Below are 24,347 nucleotides of genomic sequence, written 5' to 3' on the forward strand. Positions count from 1 at the left end.
TTGAGACAGGGCGCGCGAGCGTCGTTCGCGCCGACCCTGAAATCCCACCTGGCCTACACGCTGCTCAGCGCCCTGGTCATCATGCTGATGCTCAGCCTCGTGCGCCTGGCGCTGTTGGTTTACAACAGCGACATGATCGGCGATACGCCCTATGCGACCGTCGCCGAAGGCTTCCTCAACGGGTTGCGCTTCGACCTGCGGGTGGTGGTGTACATCAGCATTCCGCTGCTGCTGGCCATTCTCAGCCCCTGGGCCATGGCCCGCCGTGGCGTGTTCCGGCTGTGGCTGACCATCGCCTCGAGCGTGGTGATGTTCCTCGGCCTGATGGAGCTGGACTTCTACCGCGAGTTCCACCAGCGCCTCAACGGGCTGGTGTTCCAGTACATCAAGGAAGACCCCAAGACCGTCATGAGCATGCTCTGGTACGGCTTCCCGGTGGTCCGCTACCTGCTGGCCTGGGTCGTTGGTACCTGGCTGCTGAGCCTGCTGTTCAAGGGCGTCGACCGCATGACCCGTGGCAGCCAGTCGGCCGGCGCTACCCTGCAGCGCCCTGCAGCAAAGTGGTACAACCGGCTGGCGGTGTTCATGGTGATCCTGCTGGTGGCCGTGGTTGCTGCCCGTGGCACCCTGCGCCAGGGCCCGCCGATGCGTTGGGGTGATGCCTTTACCACCGACTCCAACTTCGTCAACCAGCTTGGCCTGAACGGCACCCTGACCCTGATTGACGCAGCCAAGAGCCGCTTCGGCGAAGACCGCGCCAATATCTGGAAGCCTGTGCTGGACCAGCCGCTGGCCACGCAGACCGTGCGCGAGCAACTGCTGACCGCCCACGATACCCTGGTCGACGCCGACGAGGCTGCGATCCGCCGTGACTTCGTACCGCCAGCCGAGCGCACCCATGCCGATCAAAAACGTCGTGGTGATCCTCATGGAGAGCTTCGCCGGCCACTCGGTAGGCGCCCTGGGCAGCCCCAACAACATCACCCCGTACTTTGACAAGCTGGCCAAAGAAGGGTTGTTGTTCGAACCGCTTCTTCTCCAACGGCACCCATACTCACCAGGGCATGTTCTCCACCATGGATTGCTTCCCCCCCAACCTGCCAGGCTTCGAATACCTGATGCAGACCCCGGAAGGCGGCCACAAGCTGTCTGGCCTGCCGGCACTGCTCAGCGCCCGCGACTACGACGATGTGTACGTCTACAACGGGTGACTTCGCCTGGGACAACCAGTCCGGTTTCTTCGGCAACCAGGGCATGACCAACTTCATTGGCCGTAACTACTTCGTCAACCCGGTGTTCTCCCGACCCGACCTGGGGTGTGTCCGACCAGGGACATGTTCGACCGTGGGCGCCGAGGAACTGGCCCAAGCACGACGGCAAGAAGCCGATCTATGCGCTGCTGCAGACCCTGTCCAACCACACCCCGTACGCGCTGCCCAAGGACCTGCCGGTAGAGCCGGTCACCGGCCAGGGCCCGCCTGGACGAGCACCTGACCGCCATGCGTTACTCCGACTGGGCCCTGGGCCAGTTCTTCGAGAAGGCGCGCAAACAGCCGTACTTCAAGGAGACGCTGTTCGTCATCGTCGGTGACCACGGCTTCGGCAACCACCAGCAGGTCACCGAACTGGACCTAGGCCGCTTCAACGTGCCGCTGCTGCTGATTGCCCCGGGCATCCAGGAGAAGTTCGGTGCGGTCGACCACACCGTCGGTACCCAGGTCGACATCGTACCGACCATCATGGGCCGCCTGGGTGGCCAGACCCGCCATCAGTGCTGGGGCCGCGACCTGCTCAACCTGCCTGAGGGCGACCAGGGCGTTGGCATGATCAAGCCGTCGGGCAGCGAGCAGATCGTTGGCCTGGTGCAGGGTGACCGCATCCTCATCGAGTCCAAGGACATGAGCCCGCGCATGTACCGCTACCAACTGGGCAGCGAGTTCAAGGCCGAGCTGATCGAAAGCCCGGACCAGCCGGAAATGCTGAAAAAGCTTGAAGCGTACATCCAGACCGCGACCAAGAGCCTGTTGGACAACACCGCAGGTGTCGTGCACGGCACACCGAAGTAACGCTGCAACAGGGGCCGCCGTGCGGCCCCTCGTCGGCAAGTGTGGAAGCGGCCCGAACGCCACCACAGAGTCCTGCCAACTGAACAATTGCCCCCGCCCAAGGTCAAGCTATACAGACGTCACACACCCGGCGTTGTTTGATTGAGAGGGCTCGTCCAATGAAAGAGTGGGAAGTCATCTTTGCCGACCAGAAAGGCGAACCGACGTCATTGAAGCTGCGGGCCGAGCAGTGCCCCAGCGAAGAAGACGCGGCCCGTGCTATTCGCTCGCAGCTGTTTCCGGTCATGGATGAGCTGGACCTCAACGACTTCCAGGACCGCACAGTATCCCCCACGGCACGCTGGCTCAAGGAGCAAACTGGCGTGACCATCACCGATATTCACGAAGCGCCCTGATCCGTGCGTTGACGTGGTGCCTGCCCAGGCACTACGCTGGAGCCAGGTGCCAGCCTTTTCTGCGGGCCGGCACCTTTCAATTCGCGTCTTGCATCAGCTCTATACAACTCGATCTGCCCGGCACCGCCGGCAGGTACGTAGTGCCCGGAAAGTCTATCCATTGCTTTGCAGGAGGACGATTCATGAGCAGCCAGAACGACGATATCAGCAGCAATGTCCTGCGCCAGATGAAAGCTGGCGGTTTCGATTTCACCCGTATCCATCCCATCGAGTTCTACGCAGTATTCCCAGACGAAGCCGGCGCACGTCGTGCAGCCGGGCAATTTCGTGGCGAGTCCCTCAACGCCCAGGTGCGCGAAATGAAAGACGGCGCCTGGTACCTTGAACTGAGCAAGGTCATGTATGCCACTTATGGAGGGATTGGCGACTTCGAAGATACGTTCGAGCAGCTCGTGTCACCCTACGGCGGCGAAGTCGAAGGGTGGGGTGTCAAGCACGAGCGGTTGTGCGCCTGACACTCATGGACCGGGGGCTGCCAAGCAGCCCCAGCATCTCAGCGCTTGCGCCCAGCCATATGCCCCAGATAAGCCAATAGCGCATCCAGCTCCTGGTCGCTCAGCACACCCTCTGTAAACCCCGGCATCTTCGCCTGTGGCCAGCGCCGCAGGCTCTGTGGGTCACGTATCAGCTGGCGCAGAAACGCCGGTTGGAAGTACTCGGTAGGGTTGTGCGGCAGGTTCAGGTCCGGCCCCAGCTGGGCGTCACCTGCACCATTGAGGCGGTGGCAGGCCAGGCAGTTCTGCTGGAACAGCGCAAAGCCCTGGCGCACCGGGTGCTCGGCCGGCAGCTTCGGGTCTGGCAATAGCGCGGGGAAACGCTGTTCGACCGAGGCCAGGCGGCGGATGGTGGCGATCTGAAACGGCCATTGTTCCGGGCGTATGCCACTGGCTTGCGGTGCCGTCCATACCAGATAGAACGGCCCGGCACTCGGTTTGCCTTTGCCCAGCCCTGGCCACGGTTTGGCGGGGTCTTCGATCGCCAGCCAGGCACGTGCCGGCCCTTCCTGCAGCAGTGGGGCGGCGGGCATTTCGGCAGCAAAACCATCCAGGGCCACGGCTTGCAGGTGGGCGCTGGCGCCTACCCCCTGCAGCAACGCAGCCAGGGGTACGGCCCGATAGTGCATGGGGCGCTTATAGGAAACGTCCTGCTCGATGCGGATGTCCTGGGCCTGCGGGTGGCCAAGCAGTTCAGCGCTGCTCCACTGGCGCGAGTGTGCACCCGCCTCCAGGTGCAGCTGCGCCGCCGACAGTGGCAGGCTCAGTAGCAAGGCGAGTAGGGCAAGGCATTGGCGCATGGTTAATCTCCGACCATCAAGGCCGGCAGGTTACCTGTGCGTTGCCTGTTGGCGCCACAGCCGCCGTCAGCCGAACAAACGTGTCAGGTTCGGCAGGATCAGCAGTAAAGTCGTGGCAAAGACAATGAGCCCCGCTTGGCGTATTTTTGATTGTCTGAACATGGCGGACCGCCTTCTTGTTGTTATTCCTGAATACCCGTTGGCTTCCTTGTCGCGTCTCGGGTCGATCGCAGTGGCGACTGTTGTCGCCTGGTCTGCTTGCCTCTTGAACGTGCATATACAACCAACAGTAGGGTGTGTGGCATCCATGTTTGAGAACCCTTTGTTCTAATTGTAAGGTCAGTTAATTTCATTGCGTTATGAGGCCAATTGCCAGCTGGCTGGCATGCTCTCACTAGACCGCTGCGTTGGCGCCAACGATACGCCGGCAAAATATGACCGTTCGTCAGTGCGGCCTACTTGCTTGTACGTGCCTTTCGCGGCAGTCTCTACAGCAGATTCCCACCCATGTCGTTCAGGACTATCCCTATGTCGTTACGCATCTGCATCCTGGAAACCGATGTCCTGCGACCGGAGTTGACGGCGCAGTACCACGGCTATGGCAGGATGTTCGAGCAGCTGTTCTCGCGTCAGTCGATCGCCGCCGAGTTTCGTGTGTACAACGTGATGAACGGCGACTACCCCGCCGACGATGAAGTGTTCGATGCCTATCTGGTGACTGGCAGCAAGGCCGATTCGTTCGGTTCCGATCCGTGGATCCAGCAACTCAAGGCCTACCTGTTGAAGCTTTACGCACGCGGCGAGAAGCTGCTGGGCGTCTGTTTCGGCCATCAACTGCTGGCCCTGACCCTGGGTGGCAAGGCTGAACGGGCGGAGCAGGGCTGGGGGGTGGGTATCCACCGTTACTCACTGGCGGCACATGCGCCGTGGATGGACCCGCAGATGTCCGAGCTGACCTTGCTGATCAGCCACCAGGACCAGGTGACCGAGTTGCCGCAAGGCGCTACCGTAATTGCCTCCAGCGACTTCTGCCCAAACGCCGCCTACCACATTGGTGACCAGGTGCTGTGCTTCCAGGGGCATCCGGAGTTCGTGCACGACTACTCCAAAGCGTTACTGGATGCGCGCCAGGCGTATCTGGGCGATGAGGTTTACCACAAGGCCGTGGCCAGCCTGGCCACCGAGCATCAGGGCGACCTGGTGGGGGAGTGGATGTTGCGGTTTATTGAGCAGCCGGTGAACAAGGGTAATCTGGCGTGAGGGTTTGGGGTCGCCAAGCGGCCCCGGCAATCTCACAACCAACCCGATTTCTTGAAGCTGGCATACAACCCCGTGCACCCCAGCCCAATCACCCCCAGCACGCCAAAATACCCGTACTGCCACCCCAGTTCGGGCATGTTCTGAAAGTTCATCCCATAGATCCCGGCAATCGCCGTAGGGAAGGCCAGTATCGCTGCCCAGGCCGCGAACTTGCGCTGCACGATGCTCTGGCGCGACGACTCCAGCAACATGCCGATCTCGATGGTCTGGCTGGCGATATCGCGAATGCCAGCCAGGTCCTCCATCTGCCGCGTAACGTGAATTTGCACGTCGCGAAAGTAAGGGCGCATGTTCTTGTCGATGAACGGGAAGCTCAAACGCTGCAGTTCCTCGCTCACCTCCACCATCGGCGCCACGTAGCGGCGTAAGCGCAGAATATCGCGGCGCAGGCTGTGCAGGCGACGGATGTCATCTTCCTGCAGCGAGCCACCGAGCACGCTCTGCTCCAGCTCCTCGATCTCGCCATGAATGGCTTCGCTGACCGGTTGGTAGTTCTCGGTCACAAAATCCAATAGCGCGTACAGCACGAAGTCCTCGCCGTGTTCCAGCAGCAAAGGCCGCGCCTCGCAGCGTTGGCGCACCAGGGCATAGGATTTGGAGTGGCCGTTGCGACAGGTGATGATGTAGCCATTGCCGGCGAAGATGTGGGTTTCGATGAACTCCAGCTTGCCCTCATGACGCACCGGCGAATAGGTGACGATGAACAGCGCGTCGCCAAAAGTTTCAAGCTTGGGCCGGCTGTGTTTTTCCAGGGCATCTTCGATGGCCAGCTCGTGCAGGTTGAACTGGCGCTGCAGGGTGGCCAGCTCCTCGGCGTTGGGCTCCTCCAGGCCGATCCAGACGAAGTGGCCAGGCTTGCACGCCCATTCGCTGCCTTCGTCGATGCTGATATTGGTGACTTTTCTGCCGGCGCTGTACACCGCCGATGCCACGACTCGACCCATGGTTGTCCACTTATTCGGTTGAACACGGTTTACAGCTTGGGCTGTAAGGCGCTTGAGGGCAACCTAGTGGCTCGCCAGTTCAGCTTCCATGCGGTCGATGCACTGCTGCATCTGGCTGCGGCACTGCTCGATCAGTGCGGGGATGTCCCGCTGGCTCAAGCCTGCCGTGGCAATCGGTGGCAGCGAGCGCACGATCACCGTTCGCCGCCGCCAGCTGTTCAGGCTCAGGCGCCGGGCATAACGGCTGACGCACACTGGCACGATCGGCACGCCGGCTTCGATGGCCATGTGGAAGGCGCCTTTCTTGAAGGCCAGCAGGTGCTCGTCCGGGTTGCGGGTGCCCTCCGGGAAGATCCAGATCGAGGTGTCGTTATGCAGAACATGCGTGGTCTTTTGCAGTGCCTTGCGCGCCTGGTAGGGGTTCTTGCGGTCGACCAATACGTTGCCGCCCAGCCAGAACAGCTGGCCGAACAACGGGATCCAGCCCAGGCTCTTCTTGCCGATGGCCACGGTGCGCTTCGGCACCACCTGGCCAATGACGAACAGGTCGAAATTGGACTGGTGGTTGGCGACGATGACGCACCCGGGAGGGTGATCGAACAGCGGGCCGACTTCGGCCTTTAGCCGGATACGCATCAGCCAGGTGGCCGGCACGCTATAGAGCCGGGCGAAGAGCCGGCTGTTGTCGGGGTTGAAGGGGCGGCACAGGCCGATCACCAGGCCTATGCCGCCCACCAGCAGAAAATGCAGGCCTAACAGGAGCATGCGCAACGAATAAAGCATGACGAGACTCACACCAGACAGTCGAATTCCAGTGTACGACTGTACACTGGAAGAGGCAAATGTCGGGGTGGGTCTTTGGCTTAACCCATCGGGTTCTGGTCCAGCTCGATGGCTTTATCCAGGGCATCGAGCAGGCCCTTGCGCACCTTGAGCTTGGTGTTCTTGTGCGCGAGCATGTTCAGCTTCTTCAATTCACGGGCAGCGGCCAGCGCTGCTTCGTGCAGTTGCTCGGCCGGCACCACCTTGTCGAGGAAGCCGGCGTCCAGCGCCCCTTGCGGGTCGAAGATCTCGGCATTGATCACCGAGCGGTGGAAGGCCGAGCGGCGCAGGCGGTCACGGGCCAGCTCGATGCCGGCATGGTGCATGGTCATGCCGATCTGCACTTCGTTCAGGCACACCTTGTACGGCCCTTCGACGCCGATGCGGTAGTCGGCCGACAGCAGCAGGAAGGCACCTTTGGCCACGGCATTGCCAGGGCAGGCGACGATCACCGGGAACGGGTGCGACAACAGGCGGCGGGCGAGGGTGGAGCCGGCGGTGACCAGGCTGATCGCTTCTTTGGGGCCGGCGGTCATGACCTTGAGGTCGTAGCCGCCAGAGAGTATGCCCGGCTGCCCGGTGATGATGACCACGGCACGTTCCTGCTCAGCGCGGTCGAGGGCGGTGTTGAAGGCGATGATGACATCCGGCGAGATGGCGTTGACCTTGCCGTTGTTCAGGGTCAGGGTGGCGATGCCGTCTTCGGCGTGGTAGGTAATCAGCTCGCTCATGGCAGAGTCCTTTGGGTGGCGTGCTTGCGACGTTACCCAGCACTGCCTGCCAGGTAAAGCAGCAAGGCTGACTGGCCGGTCAGCGTTTGCCCGGCATGCCTTGGCGCGCCGGGGCAGGGCCTGTGCAGGCGGTAAAAGCGCAGGCGAGAATGGCAGCATTGCCCTGGCGACCTCGGGTTTTCAGTGAATTTGCATAAACGCATGAAATTTCTGAAAAAAATGCTTGCCAAAGAAAAGCTCTTCCACTAAATTAGCGCGCCTCGACAGGCTGAAAGGCTTGAAGAGAAACGGTGAAGTGTCCGAGTGGTCGAAGGAGCACGCCTGGAAAGTGTGTATACGAGAAATCGTATCAAGGGTTCAAATCCCTTCTTCACCGCCACATTCTACAAAAAGCCCCCGCGCTGAAAAGCGCGGGGGCTTTTTGTTTTCACAGCACTAATGGCGCTGCTGCGTGGCCCCTTGCCATCCTGTGGGGGCGAGTAACCCCGCCCCCACAGGCGGTTGATCAGTAGCTCACGGATGCCGACAAGCGTGCCGTGCGCGGCGCGCCCTGGAACAGGTAGTTGTCCCCCAGGTAATCCCCCACATCGCGCCAGTAGCGTTTATCGAACACGTTATCCACGGTCAACCGCAGCACCGTGTCATACCCCCCGATGCGCGTGCGGTAACGGCTACCCACATCAAAGACGGTATAACCTCCCACCTCGACATTGCCCGCCTGGCTGGCATATTTGCTGGCGCTGTAGCGCGCACCTCCGAGTAACGCCAGGCCCGGTACCGGCAGGCTGTATTCGGCCTGCAGGGCCGCACGCAGCTTGGGCACGTTGATGGCCTGGTGGCCTTCGTAAGCATCGGTCCCGCTGTTTTTTACCCGCGCGCGGATGGCGGCGGCGCTGGCCTGAACCTGCAGGTTCGAGGTCACCCAGCCGCTGGCACCCAGCTCCAGGCCGGTGTTCTTCTGTTGGCCTTGCTGGACGTAGGTGAAGTTACCCTCGCCATCCGGGCGTGCGTATTGGTACGCCTGGCGGATCTGGAACAGCGCGGCAGTGAAACTTAAGCCCTGCCAGTCACGCTTGATGCCCAGCTCCAGTTGGCGAGACAAGGTCGGGGCGAGGATTTCGGCAGCGTTGCTGGCAAACCAGGGGGCGGTGCCACCGGCCGACAAGCCTTTTGAGTAGCTTGCGTACAGCGTGGTGTCCGGGCTCGGCTTGTAGATCAGCGCGGCATTGGGCAGCAATTGGTACTGACGGGTATGGCGCCCGGCAACACCGGTTTCGTCCCAGGTTTTTTCGTCCAGGCGCACTTCGCGAGCGCCGATCACGGTCTGCCACTGCTCGTTGAAGCTGATGCGATCATTGACGAACAGACCGTACTGGCGGCTGTCCAGGCGTCGCTCGCTTGAGCCGATCGGCTTGTCGGAGGGGGCGAGGGCTGGCGCGCCGGTGTAGATGTTGCCGGTGCCCAGCCACTCGTTGTAATAGGGCCGTTGATCCACGGTACGGCGTTGGGCGCTGCCACCGACTGTCAGGTCGTGCCCCACGCCCAAGGCATCGAAGCGGCCATTGAGCGTGGCTTGTGCCTCATCGGTGCGGCGCGTGTCATCCGGGCTGCGGTAGTCATAGATGTCGTAGTCGCCATTGCTGGCGAAGAACGCGCCCTCGCTCGAGCCCCACGCAAACGCGCTGTAATCGTCGATCACCACCTTGCTGCGCGATGCACTCAACGTCCCGGTCCATGTCTCGCTGAAGCGGTATTCGAAGCGCCCACCCAGGTTCAGCGAATCGTTCTGCACCGGCTTGGCCCACTGTTGGTAGGCCAGGCGATCATCCGGGTCGATACCGTGGGGCACCTGCGTGCCGCCGAGCAACTGGTAACCGGGAACCGAGCGCTGCTCGCGGTGCTGGTACTCGGCGTCCAGCTGCAAGGTAGCATCCGGGTTGATCTGCCAGTCAAAGGCCAGCGAGGCGAAGTCGCGCTTGCCGTCGGCATGGTCGACATAGCTGCGGATGTCCTCATGGGCCAGGTTGGCGCGCAGGCCGAACTGCCGCTCACTGCCGAACCAGCCGCCCAGGTCGGTGGCCAGGTAGCGCTCGCCCTGTTCGTTGGTCGACACCGTCACGCTACGCACGTCTTCGGCGCGTTTGGTCACGTAGTTGATCAGCCCGCCAGGCTCCGAAACGCCACTCAGCAGGCCGGACAAGCCCTTGAGCAGCTCCACTTGCTGCTTGTTTTCCAGGGCCACGTTCTGCTCGCCAGCGAGGGTCTGGCCATTGATCCGGTAGCTGCTGGCGGCATTGAGCGCGAAGCCGCGTACGTTGAAGTTTTCGTAATAGCCGATGGGCGCATAGCTTTCACCCACCGAGGCATCGCTTTGCAGCACTTCGCTGAGCTTGCGCACCTGGCGGTCCTCCAGCAGTTGCTGGCTGAACACGCTGACTGAGGCCGGGGTGTCGAGCAGTGGCGCGGCCTGCAAGCCTGCTACCGACGCCTCGCGTACCTGGTAGCCGTCGTCGCCATAGCGGTCGGAAACCCGCAGTGGCTCCAGCATGACGCTGTCTTCGGCAAGACCATGAGGGCAATGCAAGGCCAGGCCCAGGCTGAGCAAGCTCAGGGGCAGGCGGGGGCGAAGCGGGGGCATGCGGGGCTCCTGAAGGCCGGTACGGGCCGTGAAAAAGGCGGCATCTTAACAGTCGCCTTCACCCTGAAACGATCAGGGCCTCGCGATATTCAGTGGTTGCTGGCCGGGCGCTTGTGCTGGCGCCAACTGTCGTCGATCTTCGACCAGGTCTTGCCATCGGTGACGGCCAACAGTTTGCGCCCATCCTTGAAGGTGGCAAGGAAGGTGGCTTCTTGCTCCTTGCCGCCCAGCCAGAGCCCGGCCAGCAACCCCACCGGGCCGGCCACCAGGGCGCCCGCCACACCCCAGCCGAGGGCAGTGCCCAGGCTGCGGCTGGACTCCAGGCTGGCCAACCTGAGGTCGCTGATGCGCGTGAGGGAGATCCGCTCGCCCGGCGAAGGGCTGCGCGGGGTCTTGAGTGTGAGCGATCCGTTGCGATACTCGCCTTCACCTTGCAAGAAATCGCCGGATTGCACCGTGAGTCTTGTCATTGGGTCGTCCTGTCAGAAGGGCATTGTCCAGCGCCTACTGAGCGCTGCCTGCCCTGGCAAGTCAACGGCCAAGCGACGGAGGGTAGTGCGTTGCAGTGTCGCGGCTCAAGCGCTTGCGCTCGGCCAGCGCCCAGGCCAGCAGCGCCACTGTACCGATCACCAGCCCGGCAACGACGATGCCGATCCAGCCTTGGCGCTGGAACAGTTGCGTGCCCAGCAGCGACCCCAGCGCACCGCCGATGAAGTAACAGGTGATGTAGCCGGCATTGAGCCGCGTGCGTGCCTCTGGCCGCAGCGCGATCACCGCATTCTGGTTGCTGACGTGCACCAGTTGCACTGCCAGGTCGAGCATCAGCACCCCCAGCAGCAGGGCCGGCAGCGAGTATTCGGCAAAGCCCAGCGGCACCCACGACAGCAGCAGTACCACCAACCCCACCGTGGTGCCCAGCGAGCCCTTGCCGCGGTCAGCGAGGCGCCCGGCCCAGTTGGCCGACAGTGCCCCCGCCGCGCCGGCCAGGCCGAACAGGCCGATTACCGCATCCGAGTAAAAGTAAGGCTCTTGTGCCAGCAAAAATGCCAGCGGTGTCCAGAACAGCGCGAACAGGCTGAACGCCAACAGGCCGAGCAACGCCCGCAGGCGCAGCACCGGTTCTTCGTAGAACAGGCGGAATATCGAGCCGATCAGCGCCGGGTATTTCAGCCCGGCAGGGTTGTGATGCTGCGGCAAGCTGCGGTACAGGGCCAGGGCAGTGATGGCCATCAGCACGGCGGCCAGTACGTAGATACTGCGCCAGCCCCCCAGTTCAGCCATGAAGCCGGCCGCCGTGCGGGCCAGCAGGATACCCAGCAACAAGCCGCTCATCAGGGTGCCGATCGCGCGCCCGCGCTGATGCGGCTCACTCAGGGTTGCGGCCATGGGTACCAGGATCTGCGCCACCACCGAGAACAGGCCGGTCAGCGCGGTGCCCAGCAGCAACCACGGCAGGTTCGGCGCGCAGGCGCTGATGACCAGGCCGAGGGTGGCGATGGCGGTCATCACAGTGATCAGGCGGCGCTGTTCGAACAGGTCGCCCAGCGGTGCCAGCAACAGCAGGCCGGCGCCGTAGCTGAGCTGGGCGGCGATGACGATGCTGCCGGCGCTGGCGGTACTCAGCCCGAATTGCTGGGCGATGCTGTGCAGCAACGGCTGGGCATAGTAGTTGCTGGCCACGGCCAGGCCGGTGGCGGTGGCCATCAGCAGAATCAGGGCGCGACTGAGGGTTGGGGTGTTCATGGGGATCTCGAGGGCAGGGGGCTTTATTCTAGGGCCGGTAGGGGTAGGGCAGTTGAGTTTTAGTGCCCTGCACCCCGCCGCCTTCACCACATCAAGCCGCAAAGCCACCATCGGCCGTCAAACTGGCCCCGGTGATATACCCCGCCTCCGGCCCCGCCAGGTAAGCCACAAAACTGGCAATCTCATCCACCTGCCCATAACGCCCGATCGCCATCAGCGGTATCAGGCTTTCGGCAAACTCGCCGCTGGCCGGGTTCATGTCGGTGTCCACCGGGCCGGGCTGCACGTTGTTGACGGTAATGCCCTGCGGGCCAAGGTCGCGGGCCATGCCCCGGGTCAGCCCCACCAGTGCCGACTTGCTCATGGCATAGGGTGCACCACCGGCAAACGGCATCCGCTCGGCGTTGGTGCTGCCAATATTGATGATGCGCCCACCCTGGCCCATGTAGCGCACGGCTGCCTGGCTGGCGACGAACACACTGCGCACGTTCACCGCCAGCATGCGGTCGAAATCGGCCAGGTCGAACTCGGCAATCGGCGCCACGGTCAGCACGCCGGCGTTGTTGACCAGGATGTCGAGCCCACCGAAGGCCTTGGCGGTGTCATCCACCGCCAACTGCACGGCTGCGGCGTCGGCGCTGTCGGCCCGCAGGGCCAGGGCCTGGCCGCCGTTGCCGATGATTTCCTGGGCCAGCTGTTCGGCCGGGCCGGCCGAGCTCACGTAGGTGAAGGCAACCCGTGCGCCTTCGCGGGCCAGGCGGCGGACGATGGCCGCGCCAATGCCACGGGAACCGCCTTGGACCAGGGCAACTTTACCGTCGAGTGGGAGTTGTTTGGACATGCTGATCTCCTGCTGGGAAGCAAGGCCGAATGCCTTGGATGGGCGCAGTATCGGTGGCTAATTACCTGCTGATAAGATGGCAATCACTATCAGCAGAGTAAACCTTTGGTTGTGAATCATGGCCATGGAGTCTTTCAACGCCCTCGAGTGCTTTATCCGTAGCGCCGAGGTTGGCAGTTTTGCCGAGGCTGCCCGCCGTCTGAGCCTCACGCCTGCCGCAGTCGGCAAGCATGTGGCCCAGCTGGAGGCCCGGTTGGGCGTGCGCCTGTTCCAGCGTAGTACCCGCAAGCTGACCCTGACCGAAGCGGGCCAGCGCTTTCTGGGGGAGGTGAGTGACAGCTTTCGCACCATCCAGTATGCCGTGGCCAACCTGGCCAGTGCCGAAGGCCAGCCGGCCGGGTTGCTGCGGGTGAGCATGGGCACGGTGTTCGGGCGGCTCTATGTGTTGCCGCTGCTGGGGGAGTTTTTGCGTCGTTACCCTGCTATCACCCCAGACTGGCATTTCGACAATCGCCAGGTCGATTTGATCGGCCAGGGTTTCGATGCGGCCATTGGGGGTGGTTTCGAGCTGCCATTGGGCGTGGTGGCGCGCAAGTTGACACCCGCCCATCGGGTGCTGGTGGCGGCGCCTGGCTATCTGGACCAGCGCCCACCCATCGATGGCCCGCAGGCGTTGCAGCGCCATGACGGAATCCTGATTCGCTCACCCCAGACCGGACGGGTGCGCTCTTGGCCGCTGACCAGCCGCTGGCAGGAGCAGCAGCCGTTGCTGCTGCGTCAGGCGATGACCATGAGTGATTCGGATGCGGCTTGTGCGGTTGCGCAGCAGGGTTTGGGCATCGCATTGGTCAGTCTGCCGTTTGCGGTACCTTACCTGCAGGCAGGGCGACTGCAGCGGGTGTTGCCGGACTGGTATGTGGACGATGGGCATATCAGCTTGTATTACGCCGAGCACAAACTGTTGCCGAGGAAGACGCGGGCGTTCATCGATTTTGTCGTGGAGCAGTTTGCGCAGCAGGGGTTGGCGGGGCAATTCGATGCGTTGCAGCGCCTTTAGATGAATGTTGCCTAGCCCGGCCTTTTCGCGGGGCAAGCCCGCGCCCACAGGTACCGCACAAGTCTTGGGTTAAGTGAAGATGATCTTGTGGGAGCGGGCTTGCCCCGCGAAGAGGCCAGCTCAGACGACCTCACTAATGAACAGAACCTGTGCCCCCAGGCTCACCTCATCATCGACCCGCTTGCCCATCAGCTGTTGCCCCAGCGGCGAGCGTGGTGTAATCACCGTCACCAGCTCGTCCCCGTCGCCAATCTTCAACCCCGCCGCCTCGGGTCCGAGAAACAGCCGGCGCTGCTGGCCATCCTCATCCTCAAGGGTCACCAGATTGCTCACCTGTATACCCCGCAGCGGGTCGTAGTCGCGCAGCAGCAGTTGCTGGTAGATCTGCAGCGCCTGGCGGATCTCGGCCGTGCGGCGCGCCTGGCCGGTGGCGAGGTACGAGGCTTCCAGGCCTAGCGTGTCGTACTTGTTCTCGGCGATGTTCTCTTCGGCGGTGGCGGCTTCGTACGCGGTCTGCGCCGCGCGGCTCAGCACGTCCACGTCATGTTCGAGGGTCGCGACGATGCGCGTGAGAAGCAGGGGCTTGTCCATCTTCAGTAACAGAACTCCAGCACATTGGCCTGGCTTTTATCGGTAGGTGCGGTGCGGTTCTGTTGCAGCCAGAACTGGCACTTGGGGCTGTTGAGGTTGCGCGGGTTACCCTGGGCGGCCTCGGCGGCCTGTTGCCGTTCCTGTTGTTGCAGGATGCCCTTGTAGCGCTCGAACATCTCACCCTGCGCATCCACCGGGGGCGCGGCGGGTTGGCCGAGGGCAGGGGCCAGGGCCTGGGCAACCGGCTGCACCTGCTCGGGCCACAGTTGCACTGCCAGCCACAGGCTCACGGCGATGGCCACGGCACCCAGCCACAGGCCAATGGCCACGCACAGGGTCAGCTGCAAAGGCTTGAGGGTGATCTTCAGTTCGCGGTGGCGGGGCATGGCGGCCTCCTGGCAGGGTGGGGCGGCGTGCATTGTCGCACGCTGCTGGCGAATTTTACCCGCAGGTGCTTTTGTCGACGACAATTTATCCGCAGAATCCGCGGTTTTCCGCACCATGAGGGGGAGGGCACATGAAGGCCACCTGGGACATCTTTTGCACCGTCGTCGACAATTATGGCGATATCGGCGTGACCTGGCGCCTGGCGCGGCAACTGGTGGACGAGCACGAAATCGCAGTGCGCCTGTGGGTGGACGACCTGAATGCCTTCGTGCCGATGTGCCCCGGGGCCGATGCCGCAGCGTTGCAGCAGTGGCAGCAGGGCGTCGATGTGCGCCAGTGGCCGGCCGAATGGGTGCCGATTGAGCCCGCAGATGTGGTGATCGGCGCCTTCGCCTGCCAGTTGCCGGCGCACTATGTCGAGGCCATGCGCGCCCGGGCGAAGCCGCCTCTGTGGCTGAACCTCGAATACCTCAGCGCCGAGCACTGGGTGGAAGGCTGCCACGGCTTGCCGTCCCCCCAGGCCAACGGCTTGCGCAAGGTGTTCTTCTTCCCCGGCTTTACCGAGAAGACCGGCGGCCTATTGCGCGAGGCCACGCTGCTGGCGCGGCGCCAGGCCTTCGAACAGTCCGCCGAGGCCCGCCAGGCGTTCTTGCAACGGCTTGGTGTGTACCCCGAGGTGCAGGCGCGGCTGATCTCGCTGTTCGCCTATGAAAACACCCAGCTGGGCAATTGGCTGGATGCGTTGGCGGCAGGTAGCCAGCCGACCCACCTGCTGGTGCCGCAAGGGCGCATTCTGGCTGACGTCGGCAGCTGGCTGGGCCAGGCCCGGCTGGAGGTGGGCGATGTGCGCGTACGTGGGGCGCTGACCGTGCAGATTTTGCCGTTCGTCAGCCAGGACGATTATGATCGGTTGCTGTGGAGCTGCGATTTCAACGCCGTACGCGGCGAAGACTCGTTCGTGCGTGCGCAATGGGCCGGGCGCCCGATGCTGTGGCACATCTACGTGCAGGACGAGAATGCCCATTGGGAAAAGCTCGAAGCGTTCCTTGAGCATTATCGACACGGCCTGTCAGCCGATGCCTCTGCCGCCCTGGTGGCATTGTGGCGTGCCTGGAACATGGACCGTGACGTCGGCCAGGCGTGGCAAGCGGCCCAGCAACACTGGCCAGAACTGCAGCAACATGCCCGTGATTGGGCGGCCCGTCAGGCCACTCGGCCAGACCTTGCCATGGCGCTGGTACAGTTTTACCGAAATTGGCTATGATATGCGGCCTCGATTTTTATAAATCCATCCAGATTCGGATACTTCGCAATGAAAACTGGTAAAGAACTGAAACCCGGTACCGTACTGCGGATCGACAACGACCCGTGGCTGGTGCAAAAAGCTGAGTTCACCAAATCGGGCCGTAACAGCGCGATCATGAAGACCAAGCTGAAGAACCTGCTGACCGGCTACAAGACCGAAACCGTATACGGTGCGGACGACAAGCTGGACGACGTGATCCTGGATCGCAAAGAAGCGACCCTGTCGTTCATCAGCGGTGACACGTACACCTTCATGGACACCACCGACTACTCCATGTACGAGCTGAACGCCGAAGATATCGAAGCCGTTCTGCCGTTCATCGAAGAAGGCATGGACGACATCTGCGAAGCCGTCTTCTTCGAAGGCCGCCTGGTGTCGGTAGAACTGCCGACCACCATCGTGCGCCAGGTTGACTACACCGAAGGTTCCGCTCGCGGCGACACTTCGGGCAAGGTCATGAAACCTGCCAAGCTGAAGAACGGTACTGAGCTCAGCGTTGCTGACTTCATCGAAATCGGCGACCTGATCGAGATCGATACCCGCGAAGGCGGTTCGTACAAAGGCCGCGCCAAGAAGTAAGTGTTCTTGAGATGCAGCAAAAAACCCGGCCTCGGCCGGGTTTTTTTTATACCTGTGTTCAGACCGTTACATGCAGCCTTACATCCACATTGCCGCGGGTGGCATTGGAGTAAGGGCAGACCTTGTGCGCCTTCTCCACCAGCCCTTCGGCATCGGCCTGGGCCAGGCCTGGCAGGTTGATGTGCAGGTCGATGTCCAGGCCGAAACCACCCTCAATCTGGCCAATGCCCACCTTGGCAGTGATCAAGGCATCTGCTGGCAGGGCTTTCTTCTCTTGCCCGGCAACAAACTTCAGGGCACCGATGAAGCAGGCCGAGTAGCCGGCAGCGAACAGCTGCTCTGGGTTGGTGCCTTGCCCCCCCGCGCCGCCCAATTCCTTGGGGGTGCTCAGCTTGACCTCGTTTAATCTTCTTCGGCACTTTAATCGGCTTTTTCTGGCGGATGACAGGGGCTACAGGGCTACCACTGTAGTACTGCCGCTGCCAGTTGCCTATCTGCGAGGACTGGCCGAGGCCAAAATGCGCAGCGGTTTGGCGAAGAGAGAGACGATGCTCGTGCATGTGGCTCAGCACTTGGCGCTTGAAGTCGTCGTCATAGCGCTGCCCGTGCGAGCGCGGACTAAGGCTGGACTTGCTCTGATAGCTGGAGACCCACCGGCGCAGCAGACTGACGTCGATACCGAAACGCTGGGCTACTTTTCGGAAGCCCATCGCTACCATCTAGGTAGGCTGAGATGGCTGTGAGTTTGAACTGCTCTGTGTATTTGCCCATCGGTCCCCCCAAGGGTTGGATTTTTTGTCCAACTTCTTGGGGGCAGTCCAGTAAGCACAGTCTCTGTGGGAGTGCAGTCTCTGTGGGAGCGGGCTTGCCCCGCGAAGAGGCCGACACAAGCTACAAAAACCGTCAGGCTCTACGTGGGTTGAGGATCAGCAAGGTCAACACCCCCGCCACGATCCCCCAGAACGCCGAGCCAATGGAGAACAGCGTCAACCCTGAAGCCGTGACCATGAAGGTGATCAACGCCGCCTCACGCTCACGCGCCTCACCCATGGCTACGGTCAACCCGTTCATGATCGAGCCGAACAACGCCAAGGCCGCAATTGACAGCACCAGCTCTTTCGGCAGCGCGGCAAACAATGCCGCCAAGGTCGCCCCGAATACCCCGGCAATGCCATAGAAAATCCCGCACCACACTGCCGCGGTATAACGCTTGCTCGGGTCTTCATGGGCGTGCGGCCCGGTGCAGATCGCCGCGCTGATCGCCGCCAGGTTGACCCCGTGCGAGCCGAACGGTGCCAGCAGCAACGAGGCAAACCCGGTAGCCGAGATCAGCGGCGAGGCGGGCACCTGGTAGCCGTCGGCACGCAGCACGGCCACGCCGGGCATGTTCTGCGAGGTCATGGCCACCACGAACAGCGGAATACCGATGCTGATGGTCGCCGCCAGCGAGAAGCTCGGCGTTGTCCATACCGGCGTTGCCACTTCCAGGCTGAACCCGCTGAAGTCCAGCAGGCCAAGGGCGCCGGACAGCGCGGTGCCGACCAGCAGCGCAGCCAGCACGCAGTAGCGCGGTGACAGACGTTTGACCAGCAGGTAGCTGAAGAACATGCCAAGCACCAGCAGCGTGCGGTGCTGGGCGGCGACGAAGATCTCGCTGCCGATCTTGAACAGGATGCCGGCCAGCAGCGCCGAGGCCAACGAGGCCGGAATACGCTTGACCAGTCGCTCGAAACTGCCAGTCAGGCCGCAGATCAGCACCAGCACGGCGCAGGTGATGTAGGCGCCGATGGCCTCACCATAACTCACCCCGCCCAGGCTTGTGATCAGCAGCGCGGCGCCGGGGGTCGACCAGGCCACGGTGATCGGCGTGCGATAGCGCAGCGACAGGCCAATGCTGCACACCGCCATGCCGATCGACAGCGCCCAGATCCAGGACGAAATCTGCGCGCTGGTCAGCCCTGCCGCCTGGCCGGCCTGGAACATCAGCACCAGTGAGCTGGTATAGCCGGTGAGCATGGCAATGAAGCCGGCGACAACCGCCGACGGGGAGCTGTCTGCCAGGGGCCGCAGGCGGGCGGAGGTGGCATCGGTCATGAAAAAAATCCTTGTAAAGGTGTAAGCAGTTTTTTCAGACTAACGCGAGCAAGGTTGATCCTTGCCATACAGCGGCCATTGCTTTTAGCCGTACAGTCGCCAACTATTGGGCACGAATGCACAACTGCATGGGAGGGGAGGGCGATGTACAAGGTCTATGGGGACTACCAGTCGGGCAACTGCTACAAGGTCAAGCTGATGTTGAGCCTGCTGGGTCGGCCGTATGAGTGGCACCCGGTGGATATTCTCAAGGGGGAGACCGAGACCCCCGAGTTCCTGGCGATGAACCCCAATGGCAAGGTGCCGGTGCTGGAGCTGGAAGACGGCACGTACCTGTGGGAATCCAACGCCATCCTCAACTTCCTTGCCGACGGCAGTGACTTCCTGCCTACCGAGCCGCGCTTGCGCACGCAGGTGTTGCAGTGGCAGTTCTTCGAGCAGTACAGCCATGAGCCTTACATCGCCGTGGCGCGGTTCATTCAGTTCTACCTGGGGCTGCCGGATGACCGGCTGGAGGAATACCGCAAGCTGCACAAAGGTGGCTACAAGGCGCTCAAGGTCATGGAGCGGCAGTTGCAGATGACGCCGTACCTGGTCGGCGAGCGCTATTCGATTGCCGATGTGGCGCTGTATGCCTATACCCATGTGGCCCAGCAGGGTGGGTTCGACCTGGCGGACTACCCGGCGGTCAGGGCCTGGCTGGAGCGGGTGGCCAGCCACCCTCGGCATGTGCCGATGGTGGGCTGAGCCGGCCCGTGCCTAGAGGTCAGGCGAAGCGCTTGTCCAGGTAGGCAATGATCGCCTTGGACTCGTACATCCAGCTCACCTTGCCGTCTTCCTCGATGCGCAGGCACGGCACTTTGACCCGGCCTCCGCCTTCGAGCAGCGCCTGGCGATGCACCGGGTCGTTCTTGGCGTCACGCAACGCCATCGGCACATTCAGGCGGTGCAGGGTGCGGCGGGTCTTGACGCAGAATGGGCAGGCATGGAACTGGTACAGCGCGAGGCTACTGGCCGCTTGCTCGACGCGCGCCTGGGCGGCGGCATCGCGCTTGCGCTTGGCTGGGCGGCTGATCCAGTCGCCGAACACGATGAGCTGGCCGAGGCCAACCCGTAGGGCTTTGACGATCATGGGCAACTCCTGAAAAGAAAAGCCGACCCCGCAGGGTCGGCTCGGGATCACCAGCCGATCACTTGATCAGGCTGAGGAACTCGCTGCGGGTGGCCGCGTTTTCGCGGAACTCGCCCAGCATCACCGAGGTGATCATGCTCGAGTTCTGCTTCTCGACACCGCGCATCATCATGCACATGTGCTTGGCTTCGATCACCACGGCCACGCCAGCGGCGCCGGTCACCTTCTCGACAGCTTCGGCGACCTGGCGGCTGAGGTTTTCCTGAATCTGCAGGCGACGGGCGTACATGTCGACGATGCGGGCAACTTTCGACAGGCCCAGAACCTTGCCCTTGGGCAGGTAGGCAACGTGAGCCTTGCCGATGAAAGGCAGCATGTGGTGCTCGCACATCGAGTACAGCTCGATGTCCCGGACCAGCACCATCTCGCTGTTATCGGAGGTGAACAGCGCGCCGTTGGTGACTTCTTCCAGCGTCTGCTCATAACCGCGGCAAAGGTACTTCATGGCCTTTGCAGCCCGCTTGGGCGTGTCGAGCAGGCCCTCACGGGAGACGTCCTCGCCGATCTGGCTGAGAATCTCGGTGTAGTTCTGTTCCAGGGACATGTATCTACCTGTGGGAAAAATCGCAAAAACGAAGGGTACGGCGGCAAGGGCGGCGCTGCAAGCGCGGCGTTACTCGTCGCGTCCTTCAAGCATGGTTCGTTTGAGCATCACGTAGACTGCGCCGGTGCCGCCATGGCGCGCATTGCACGAGGCAAAACCGAGCACTTGCGGGTGCTGACGCAGCCAGGTGTTGACGTGACTCTTGATCATCGGGCGCTTGCCGTCGAGGCGTGCGGCCTTGCCGTGGGTGACGCGCACGCAGCGCACTTCCAGCTTGGTGGCCTCGGCGATGAAGTCCCAGAGGGTCTCACGGGCTTTCTCGACGGTCATGCCGTGCAGGTCGAGGCTGCCCTCGAAGGCGATCTGGCCGAGTTTGAGTTTGCGCAGCTGGGTTTCTTGCACGCCGTCACGGCGCCACATCAACTCGTCTTCGGCGCCGACGTCGATGACGAACTGGTCGGACATGCCATCGATCACCAGTGCCTTGTCGCTGCGCACGGTGGCCGCCTGCCGCAGGCCGGCCAGTTGCTTGCGGTCGGCCTTGGGTTTGCCGACCTCGGCACGGTCGTGCTTGATCGGCTTGACGCCGCGCACTTCGGCATGGAACAGGGAAAAGTCGTTGTCTTGCATGATGCCTCCACGTGGGCGGCGTAGTTTACGCGACTGTGGGCGGCTGTGCAGCCATGTGTAGTCTGCGCGGGCTTCTTCGCGGCATCAGTGGAAACGTCAGTCGTGTTTTTTCATCAAATGCGGCGACAGGTTCAGCTCACGGCCACGGCGCAGGCGAATGCGGCTACGCCGCCAAAACCTCACGCCCAGCCACAGCAATAACAACCCCCCTGCCGTGAGGGTGGCCGACAGCGGCCGGTTGGCATTGAGTTCGGCCAGGGCCGGGTAATTGCCCAGCAGGCCGGCGATGCCGGCCATGGCCAGCAGCACACCCAGCGTTGCCAGCAGGGCCGACAGGCCGGCGGCCAGGCGAGCGCCCCAGTTGCGTGGTTCGCGCGGGCGCAGGCGCTTGGCGTCGAAACTGCCTTTAAGCTTCATTCCGATTTTCTCTGTGGATATCCGGAATTCGACCTGCGCTCGCCCGTTGGGTTCCGCCCGGCTGCCGGGCGGTAATTACCGGCCTTTGGATCAGATCAGGCTGGCGGTAGGGGCGACACAGGCGAAGTTGTCGGCCATCACGGCCATTTCACACTGGTGGATCTGCGCGGCCGGGATCACCCCGTCCTTGAACGCCAGGTCGCGGGTCGCCGAGGCGTCTTCCACCAGGGTGCACCGATAACCATAGTCCTTGGCGCGGCGCACGGTGGTGCTGACGCTGGAATGGCTCATGAAACCGCAGACGATCAGGTCCAGGTGGCCAAGCTCCTGCAAAGTGTCGTGCAGCTTGGTGTTCTTGAACGCGTTGGGCATGCGCTTTTCAATGACGATTTCGCCATCGTGCGGCTCCAGCCCGGGGATGAACTGGCCGCCGCTGCCTTGTGGGTCGAAGCGGCCACCGACAGTGCCCAAGTGGCGGACGTGGATGATCGGGCGGCCGCTCTTGCGCGCAGCGTCGAGCAACCGGGCGATGTTGGCCACGGCCTCGTCCATGCCCGACAGCGCCAGGGGACCACTCAGGTACTCCTTCTGCGCATCGATGATGATCAGGCTGGCGTGGCTCAACTTGGCCGGCGGGTAGTCGCGGCCAGTGAGGCGGAACATCGTGGTTGGAACGGACATCAAGGGCTCCTTGGAAGGGCTTTTGTATACCTATTGTCCCTTGCCTTGGCGTCAATGGGAATGGTTGACATCGCAAGCGGCGTAGTTACTGGCCTGTGGCTAGCCTTTGAGCGACCCGAAGGAACATTTGTGCGGGTTGGGCTGTTAGACTTTTGTACGGTCTGAATTAGGAGTACCCCGTGATCACATCCCGTCTGCGCACGCTGCGCGACTACATCCGCTGGGCGGTCAGCCGCTTCCACGAGCGCGAGCTGTTCTTCGGCCACGGTGCCGACAACGCCTGGGACGAAGCCCGCTTGCTGGTGCTGGGCGCCGTGCACCTGCCGTGGGAGGTGGCCGACAGCTACCTGGACTGCATGCTCGAGGACGACGAGCGCGTGCGCCTGCAGCACCTGTTGAAGCGGCGCATCGAAGAGCGTGTGCCAACAGCCTACTTGTTGGGCGAGGCGTGGTTTTGCGGCATGTCGTTCATCGTCGACGAGCGGGTGCTGGTGCCCCGTTCGCCCATTGGCGAGCTGATCGAAAAACGTTTCGAGCCGTGGCTGGCGTCAGAGCCTGCGCGCATTCTCGACCTGTGCACAGGCTCCGGTTGCATCGGCATCGTGGCGGCCGAAGTGTTCCCCGAGGCTGAAGTGGTGCTGGGTGACCTGTCGTTCGATGCCCTTGAGGTGGCGAACCAGAACATCGAACGGCATGGCCTGGACATGCGCGTCTACACCGTGCAGGGCGACGGCTTCGATGGCCTTCCAGGGCAGCGTTTCGACCTGATCCTGTCCAACCCGCCGTACGTCGACGCCGAAGACTTCGATGACATGCCGGCCGAGTACCACCACGAGCCCGAACTGGGCCTGGCCTGCGGTAACGATGGCCTGGACCTGGTGCGGCGCATGCTTGCCGAGGCGGCAGACCACCTCAACGACAAGGGTTTGCTGATCGTCGAAGTGGGTAACAGCCAGGTGCACGTCGAGTCGCTGTACCCCGAGGTGGATTTTGCCTGGCTGGAGTTCGAGCGTGGCGGGCATGGGGTGTTCATGCTGACGGCCGAGCAGTGCCGCCAGCATCAGGAGCTGTTCAAAGCCCGCGTTTGACTTGGGGCCGCAGCCACCCTTTCAGCGGGTTGCAATCCAGATCAGCAACCCGGCCTGAAACACCGCAAAGGCCACCAGGCAGGTGATGGTAAAGCGCAACCCGCCGTCTTCGCGCCGGTACTTGGCCACACGCTCATCCCGCTCACGCAGTTGGCCTTCCTTCTCTTGCAACTGCTGGTCGGCCTGCTGCAGCAGGTTGGCCGCGTCGAGAATCTCGACCCGCTGCAGCCGCTCGTTGCTCCAGGCGGCCTTGAGCTGGCCCACCGTGATTTCCACGGTGCGGCCTTTCAGGTGCTGAGGGTCTTCATATTCGACCTTGATGCCAACCCCATGCAGGAACTGGTCGCGGCGCAGGCGTGAATCCTCGCTCAGGGCATCCTTGTTCGGCAGTGCCATGCCTTCGACCTGGTAATGCGACCACTTGCGCTGCAACCATTGCACGGCCTGGGCCAGCATGAAGCGGCCGATGCCGCGGTTCAGCGGCTCCAGTTGCAGGCCCTGGTCGCTGCCAATGCGCACCCGGCGCTCGGCGTGGTCGACGCGGATGTCCAGGTGGTTCTGCTCTTTGCGCACTTTTTGCCCAGGCAGCTGGATTTCCATACGCAGCAGGCTGTGCGCCTTGTCGTGGCGCTCGGCATAGCCGAACTGCACGAACCGCAGCGGGCGGGCGCCGGTGGCGCGGTCGGTGGGCAGGGGCGCCAGGCGCAACAGCTGGAAGTGTTCGACGGCAAGGTCTGCCCAAGGCAGCGTGGCGCCGTCCTCGGGTTGTGGCTGTTCGGCCGGGTCTACGGCGGTAGGGGCAATGGTCATCAGGGCTGTCCTTATGTACGTGCTGGCAGCCTGAGGGGGCACTGCGTGCCCCTTTCGCGACGCAAGGCCACCCCTACAGGGCATCGCGTGCTTTTTTGTAGGAGCGGCCTTGCGTCG

At 62.7% G+C, this 24,347-nt stretch carries 26 protein-coding genes, 1 tRNA gene and 1 pseudogene; 10 read left to right on the forward strand and 18 right to left on the reverse strand.

Translation table 11 applies throughout. The features are described from left to right. The 3 genes and pseudogenes from LJX93_RS27075 to LJX93_RS27085 all read left to right on the forward strand — a co-directional run bounded on the left by LJX93_RS27075 (position 1) and on the right by LJX93_RS27085 (position 2,976). Positions 1-2,066: pseudogene (locus tag LJX93_RS27075) on the forward strand (LTA synthase family protein). A 158-nt stretch (positions 2,067-2,224) separates the two neighbouring features. After that, entirely contained in the window at positions 2,225-2,461 is a 237-nt protein-coding gene (locus LJX93_RS27080) for a hypothetical protein (RefSeq protein ID WP_033700639.1), read from the forward strand. Between the two features lie 182 nt (positions 2,462-2,643). After that, complete coding sequence (locus LJX93_RS27085; protein ID WP_033700638.1) at positions 2,644-2,976, forward strand: ribonuclease E inhibitor RraB; 333 nt, start codon at positions 2,644-2,646, stop codon at positions 2,974-2,976. Positions 2,977-3,014: 38 nt separating this feature from the next. On the opposite strand, the gene LJX93_RS27090 is transcribed toward LJX93_RS27085, so the two are convergent. Continuing rightward, positions 3,015-3,815 carry a c-type cytochrome gene (locus LJX93_RS27090; RefSeq protein WP_033700637.1) on the reverse strand — a complete coding sequence of 267 codons (801 nt, stop codon included), beginning with the start codon at positions 3,813-3,815 and terminating at the stop codon, positions 3,015-3,017. A 528-nt stretch (positions 3,816-4,343) separates the two neighbouring features. On the opposite strand from LJX93_RS27090, the gene LJX93_RS27095 reads away from it, so the two are divergent. Beyond that, the gene (locus LJX93_RS27095) at positions 4,344-5,075 is read left to right on the forward strand and encodes an amidotransferase (protein ID WP_227696872.1); all 732 of its coding nucleotides are present in this window, start codon (positions 4,344-4,346) and stop codon (positions 5,073-5,075) included. 32 nt (positions 5,076-5,107) lie between these two features. Here the strand turns inward: LJX93_RS27095 and LJX93_RS27100 are convergent, their stop codons facing one another. From LJX93_RS27100 to LJX93_RS27110, 3 genes are all read right to left on the reverse strand, one after another. Continuing rightward, positions 5,108-6,079: a magnesium and cobalt transport protein CorA gene (locus LJX93_RS27100; RefSeq protein WP_033700634.1), complete on the reverse strand. Its 972-nt coding sequence runs from the start codon at positions 6,077-6,079 to the stop codon at positions 5,108-5,110. 63 nt (positions 6,080-6,142) lie between these two features. Then, positions 6,143-6,862, reverse strand: a complete 720-nt coding sequence (locus LJX93_RS27105) for a lysophospholipid acyltransferase family protein (protein ID WP_033700632.1) — start codon at positions 6,860-6,862, stop codon at positions 6,143-6,145. An 80-nt stretch (positions 6,863-6,942) separates the two neighbouring features. Next, complete coding sequence (locus tag LJX93_RS27110; protein WP_227696873.1) at positions 6,943-7,632, reverse strand: crotonase/enoyl-CoA hydratase family protein; 690 nt, start codon at positions 7,630-7,632, stop codon at positions 6,943-6,945. 289 nt (positions 7,633-7,921) lie between these two features. On the opposite strand from LJX93_RS27110, the gene LJX93_RS27115 reads away from it, so the two are divergent. Continuing rightward, a tRNA-Ser gene (locus LJX93_RS27115) sits at positions 7,922-8,011 on the forward strand. A gap of 126 nt (positions 8,012-8,137) precedes the next feature. Here LJX93_RS27115 and LJX93_RS27120 read toward each other — a convergent pair. The 4 genes from LJX93_RS27120 to LJX93_RS27135 form a co-directional block, all read right to left on the reverse strand. Then, positions 8,138-10,270 carry a TonB-dependent siderophore receptor gene (locus LJX93_RS27120; RefSeq protein WP_227696874.1) on the reverse strand — a complete coding sequence of 711 codons (2,133 nt, stop codon included), beginning with the start codon at positions 10,268-10,270 and terminating at the stop codon, positions 8,138-8,140. An 89-nt stretch (positions 10,271-10,359) separates the two neighbouring features. Next, positions 10,360-10,740 (reverse strand): hypothetical protein, encoded by a 381-nt coding sequence (locus tag LJX93_RS27125; protein ID WP_033700629.1) that lies wholly within the window; start codon positions 10,738-10,740, stop codon positions 10,360-10,362. A 61-nt stretch (positions 10,741-10,801) separates the two neighbouring features. Further along, positions 10,802-12,013 (reverse strand): MFS transporter, encoded by a 1,212-nt coding sequence (locus LJX93_RS27130; protein WP_095064145.1) that lies wholly within the window; start codon positions 12,011-12,013, stop codon positions 10,802-10,804. Positions 12,014-12,104: 91 nt separating this feature from the next. Next, positions 12,105-12,854: a 3-oxoacyl-ACP reductase family protein gene (locus LJX93_RS27135; protein ID WP_033700627.1), complete on the reverse strand. Its 750-nt coding sequence runs from the start codon at positions 12,852-12,854 to the stop codon at positions 12,105-12,107. Positions 12,855-12,972: 118 nt separating this feature from the next. Here LJX93_RS27135 and LJX93_RS27140 point away from each other — a divergent pair, with 118 nt between their 5' ends. Further along, a complete protein-coding gene (locus LJX93_RS27140) occupies positions 12,973-13,911 on the forward strand; it encodes a LysR family transcriptional regulator (RefSeq protein WP_047583830.1) in 939 nt (312 codons plus the stop codon). Positions 13,912-14,031: 120 nt separating this feature from the next. On the opposite strand, the gene LJX93_RS27145 is transcribed toward LJX93_RS27140, so the two are convergent. Continuing rightward, on the reverse strand, positions 14,032-14,502 hold the full coding sequence (locus tag LJX93_RS27145) for a GreA/GreB family elongation factor (RefSeq protein ID WP_095064146.1): 471 nt from the start codon (positions 14,500-14,502) through the stop codon (positions 14,032-14,034). A 2-nt stretch (positions 14,503-14,504) separates the two neighbouring features. Further along, positions 14,505-14,888 carry a hypothetical protein gene (locus LJX93_RS27150; protein ID WP_033700624.1) on the reverse strand — a complete coding sequence of 128 codons (384 nt, stop codon included), beginning with the start codon at positions 14,886-14,888 and terminating at the stop codon, positions 14,505-14,507. 131 nt (positions 14,889-15,019) lie between these two features. Here LJX93_RS27150 and earP point away from each other — a divergent pair, with 131 nt between their 5' ends. Together earP and LJX93_RS27160 are read left to right on the forward strand one after the other, a co-directional pair. Then, on the forward strand, positions 15,020-16,153 hold the full coding sequence (gene earP / locus LJX93_RS27155; protein ID WP_033700623.1) for an elongation factor P maturation arginine rhamnosyltransferase EarP: 1,134 nt from the start codon (positions 15,020-15,022) through the stop codon (positions 16,151-16,153). Between the two features lie 48 nt (positions 16,154-16,201). After that, a complete protein-coding gene (locus LJX93_RS27160) occupies positions 16,202-16,774 on the forward strand; it encodes an elongation factor P (RefSeq protein ID WP_095064149.1) in 573 nt (190 codons plus the stop codon). 58 nt (positions 16,775-16,832) lie between these two features. Here LJX93_RS27160 and LJX93_RS27165 read toward each other — a convergent pair whose 3' ends face one another. Together LJX93_RS27165 and LJX93_RS27170 are read right to left on the reverse strand one after the other, a co-directional pair. After that, on the reverse strand, positions 16,833-17,222 hold the full coding sequence (locus tag LJX93_RS27165) for an organic hydroperoxide resistance protein (protein WP_227697325.1): 390 nt from the start codon (positions 17,220-17,222) through the stop codon (positions 16,833-16,835). Positions 17,223-17,677: 455 nt separating this feature from the next. Next, positions 17,678-18,868, reverse strand: coding sequence for a benzoate/H(+) symporter BenE family transporter (locus LJX93_RS27170; RefSeq protein ID WP_033700661.1), 1,191 nt, complete (start codon positions 18,866-18,868; stop codon positions 17,678-17,680). 144 nt (positions 18,869-19,012) lie between these two features. Between LJX93_RS27170 and LJX93_RS27175 the strand changes: the two genes are divergently transcribed. Next, positions 19,013-19,615 (forward strand): glutathione S-transferase family protein, encoded by a 603-nt coding sequence (locus LJX93_RS27175; protein ID WP_033700660.1) that lies wholly within the window; start codon positions 19,013-19,015, stop codon positions 19,613-19,615. Between the two features lie 19 nt (positions 19,616-19,634). On the opposite strand, the gene LJX93_RS27180 is transcribed toward LJX93_RS27175, so the two are convergent. The 5 genes from LJX93_RS27180 to LJX93_RS27200 all read right to left on the reverse strand — a co-directional run bounded on the left by LJX93_RS27180 (position 19,635) and on the right by LJX93_RS27200 (position 22,332). Continuing rightward, entirely contained in the window at positions 19,635-20,000 is a 366-nt protein-coding gene (locus tag LJX93_RS27180; RefSeq protein ID WP_033700658.1) for a glutaredoxin, read from the reverse strand. 58 nt (positions 20,001-20,058) lie between these two features. Continuing rightward, on the reverse strand, positions 20,059-20,604 hold the full coding sequence (gene folE, locus LJX93_RS27185) for a GTP cyclohydrolase I FolE (RefSeq protein WP_033700657.1): 546 nt from the start codon (positions 20,602-20,604) through the stop codon (positions 20,059-20,061). Between the two features lie 69 nt (positions 20,605-20,673). Further along, entirely contained in the window at positions 20,674-21,234 is a 561-nt protein-coding gene (locus tag LJX93_RS27190) for a Smr/MutS family protein (protein WP_033700655.1), read from the reverse strand. 96 nt (positions 21,235-21,330) lie between these two features. Then, positions 21,331-21,651 carry a hypothetical protein gene (locus LJX93_RS27195; RefSeq protein ID WP_033700654.1) on the reverse strand — a complete coding sequence of 107 codons (321 nt, stop codon included), beginning with the start codon at positions 21,649-21,651 and terminating at the stop codon, positions 21,331-21,333. Between the two features lie 90 nt (positions 21,652-21,741). After that, a complete protein-coding gene (locus tag LJX93_RS27200; protein WP_033700653.1) occupies positions 21,742-22,332 on the reverse strand; it encodes a cysteine hydrolase family protein in 591 nt (196 codons plus the stop codon). A 179-nt stretch (positions 22,333-22,511) separates the two neighbouring features. Between LJX93_RS27200 and prmB the strand changes: the two genes are divergently transcribed. Continuing rightward, positions 22,512-23,420: a 50S ribosomal protein L3 N(5)-glutamine methyltransferase gene (prmB, locus tag LJX93_RS27205; protein ID WP_033700652.1), complete on the forward strand. Its 909-nt coding sequence runs from the start codon at positions 22,512-22,514 to the stop codon at positions 23,418-23,420. 21 nt (positions 23,421-23,441) lie between these two features. On the opposite strand, the gene LJX93_RS27210 is transcribed toward prmB, so the two are convergent. After that, positions 23,442-24,230, reverse strand: coding sequence for a hypothetical protein (locus LJX93_RS27210; protein ID WP_033700651.1), 789 nt, complete (start codon positions 24,228-24,230; stop codon positions 23,442-23,444). Positions 24,231-24,347: the final 117 nt, after the last annotated feature.

Source organism: Pseudomonas sp. HN2-3 (assembly GCF_020691745.1).
Classification (GTDB): domain Bacteria; phylum Pseudomonadota; class Gammaproteobacteria; order Pseudomonadales; family Pseudomonadaceae; genus Aquipseudomonas; species Aquipseudomonas capeferrum.

Coding starts and splice junctions, on each gene's coding strand:
- LJX93_RS27080 (WP_033700639.1), top strand. CDS start 2,225: ATGAAAGAGTGGGAAGTCATCTTTGCCGACCAGAAAGGCGAACCGACG.
- LJX93_RS27085 (WP_033700638.1), top strand. CDS start 2,644: ATGAGCAGCCAGAACGACGATATCAGCAGCAATGTCCTGCGCCAGATG.
- LJX93_RS27090 (WP_033700637.1), bottom strand. CDS start 3,815: ATGCGCCAATGCCTTGCCCTACTCGCCTTGCTACTGAGCCTGCCACTG.
- LJX93_RS27095 (WP_227696872.1), top strand. CDS start 4,344: ATGTCGTTACGCATCTGCATCCTGGAAACCGATGTCCTGCGACCGGAG.
- LJX93_RS27100 (WP_033700634.1), bottom strand. CDS start 6,079: ATGGGTCGAGTCGTGGCATCGGCGGTGTACAGCGCCGGCAGAAAAGTC.
- LJX93_RS27105 (WP_033700632.1), bottom strand. CDS start 6,862: ATGCTTTATTCGTTGCGCATGCTCCTGTTAGGCCTGCATTTTCTGCTG.
- LJX93_RS27110 (WP_227696873.1), bottom strand. CDS start 7,632: ATGAGCGAGCTGATTACCTACCACGCCGAAGACGGCATCGCCACCCTG.
- LJX93_RS27120 (WP_227696874.1), bottom strand. CDS start 10,270: ATGCCCCCGCTTCGCCCCCGCCTGCCCCTGAGCTTGCTCAGCCTGGGC.
- LJX93_RS27125 (WP_033700629.1), bottom strand. CDS start 10,740: ATGACAAGACTCACGGTGCAATCCGGCGATTTCTTGCAAGGTGAAGGC.
- LJX93_RS27130 (WP_095064145.1), bottom strand. CDS start 12,013: ATGAACACCCCAACCCTCAGTCGCGCCCTGATTCTGCTGATGGCCACC.
- LJX93_RS27135 (WP_033700627.1), bottom strand. CDS start 12,854: ATGTCCAAACAACTCCCACTCGACGGTAAAGTTGCCCTGGTCCAAGGC.
- LJX93_RS27140 (WP_047583830.1), top strand. CDS start 12,973: ATGGCCATGGAGTCTTTCAACGCCCTCGAGTGCTTTATCCGTAGCGCC.
- LJX93_RS27145 (WP_095064146.1), bottom strand. CDS start 14,502: ATGGACAAGCCCCTGCTTCTCACGCGCATCGTCGCGACCCTCGAACAT.
- LJX93_RS27150 (WP_033700624.1), bottom strand. CDS start 14,888: ATGCCCCGCCACCGCGAACTGAAGATCACCCTCAAGCCTTTGCAGCTG.
- earP (WP_033700623.1), top strand. CDS start 15,020: ATGAAGGCCACCTGGGACATCTTTTGCACCGTCGTCGACAATTATGGC.
- LJX93_RS27160 (WP_095064149.1), top strand. CDS start 16,202: ATGAAAACTGGTAAAGAACTGAAACCCGGTACCGTACTGCGGATCGAC.
- LJX93_RS27170 (WP_033700661.1), bottom strand. CDS start 18,868: ATGACCGATGCCACCTCCGCCCGCCTGCGGCCCCTGGCAGACAGCTCC.
- LJX93_RS27175 (WP_033700660.1), top strand. CDS start 19,013: ATGTACAAGGTCTATGGGGACTACCAGTCGGGCAACTGCTACAAGGTC.
- LJX93_RS27180 (WP_033700658.1), bottom strand. CDS start 20,000: ATGATCGTCAAAGCCCTACGGGTTGGCCTCGGCCAGCTCATCGTGTTC.
- folE (WP_033700657.1), bottom strand. CDS start 20,604: ATGTCCCTGGAACAGAACTACACCGAGATTCTCAGCCAGATCGGCGAG.
- LJX93_RS27190 (WP_033700655.1), bottom strand. CDS start 21,234: ATGCAAGACAACGACTTTTCCCTGTTCCATGCCGAAGTGCGCGGCGTC.
- LJX93_RS27195 (WP_033700654.1), bottom strand. CDS start 21,651: ATGAAGCTTAAAGGCAGTTTCGACGCCAAGCGCCTGCGCCCGCGCGAA.
- LJX93_RS27200 (WP_033700653.1), bottom strand. CDS start 22,332: ATGTCCGTTCCAACCACGATGTTCCGCCTCACTGGCCGCGACTACCCG.
- LJX93_RS27210 (WP_033700651.1), bottom strand. CDS start 24,230: ATGACCATTGCCCCTACCGCCGTAGACCCGGCCGAACAGCCACAACCC.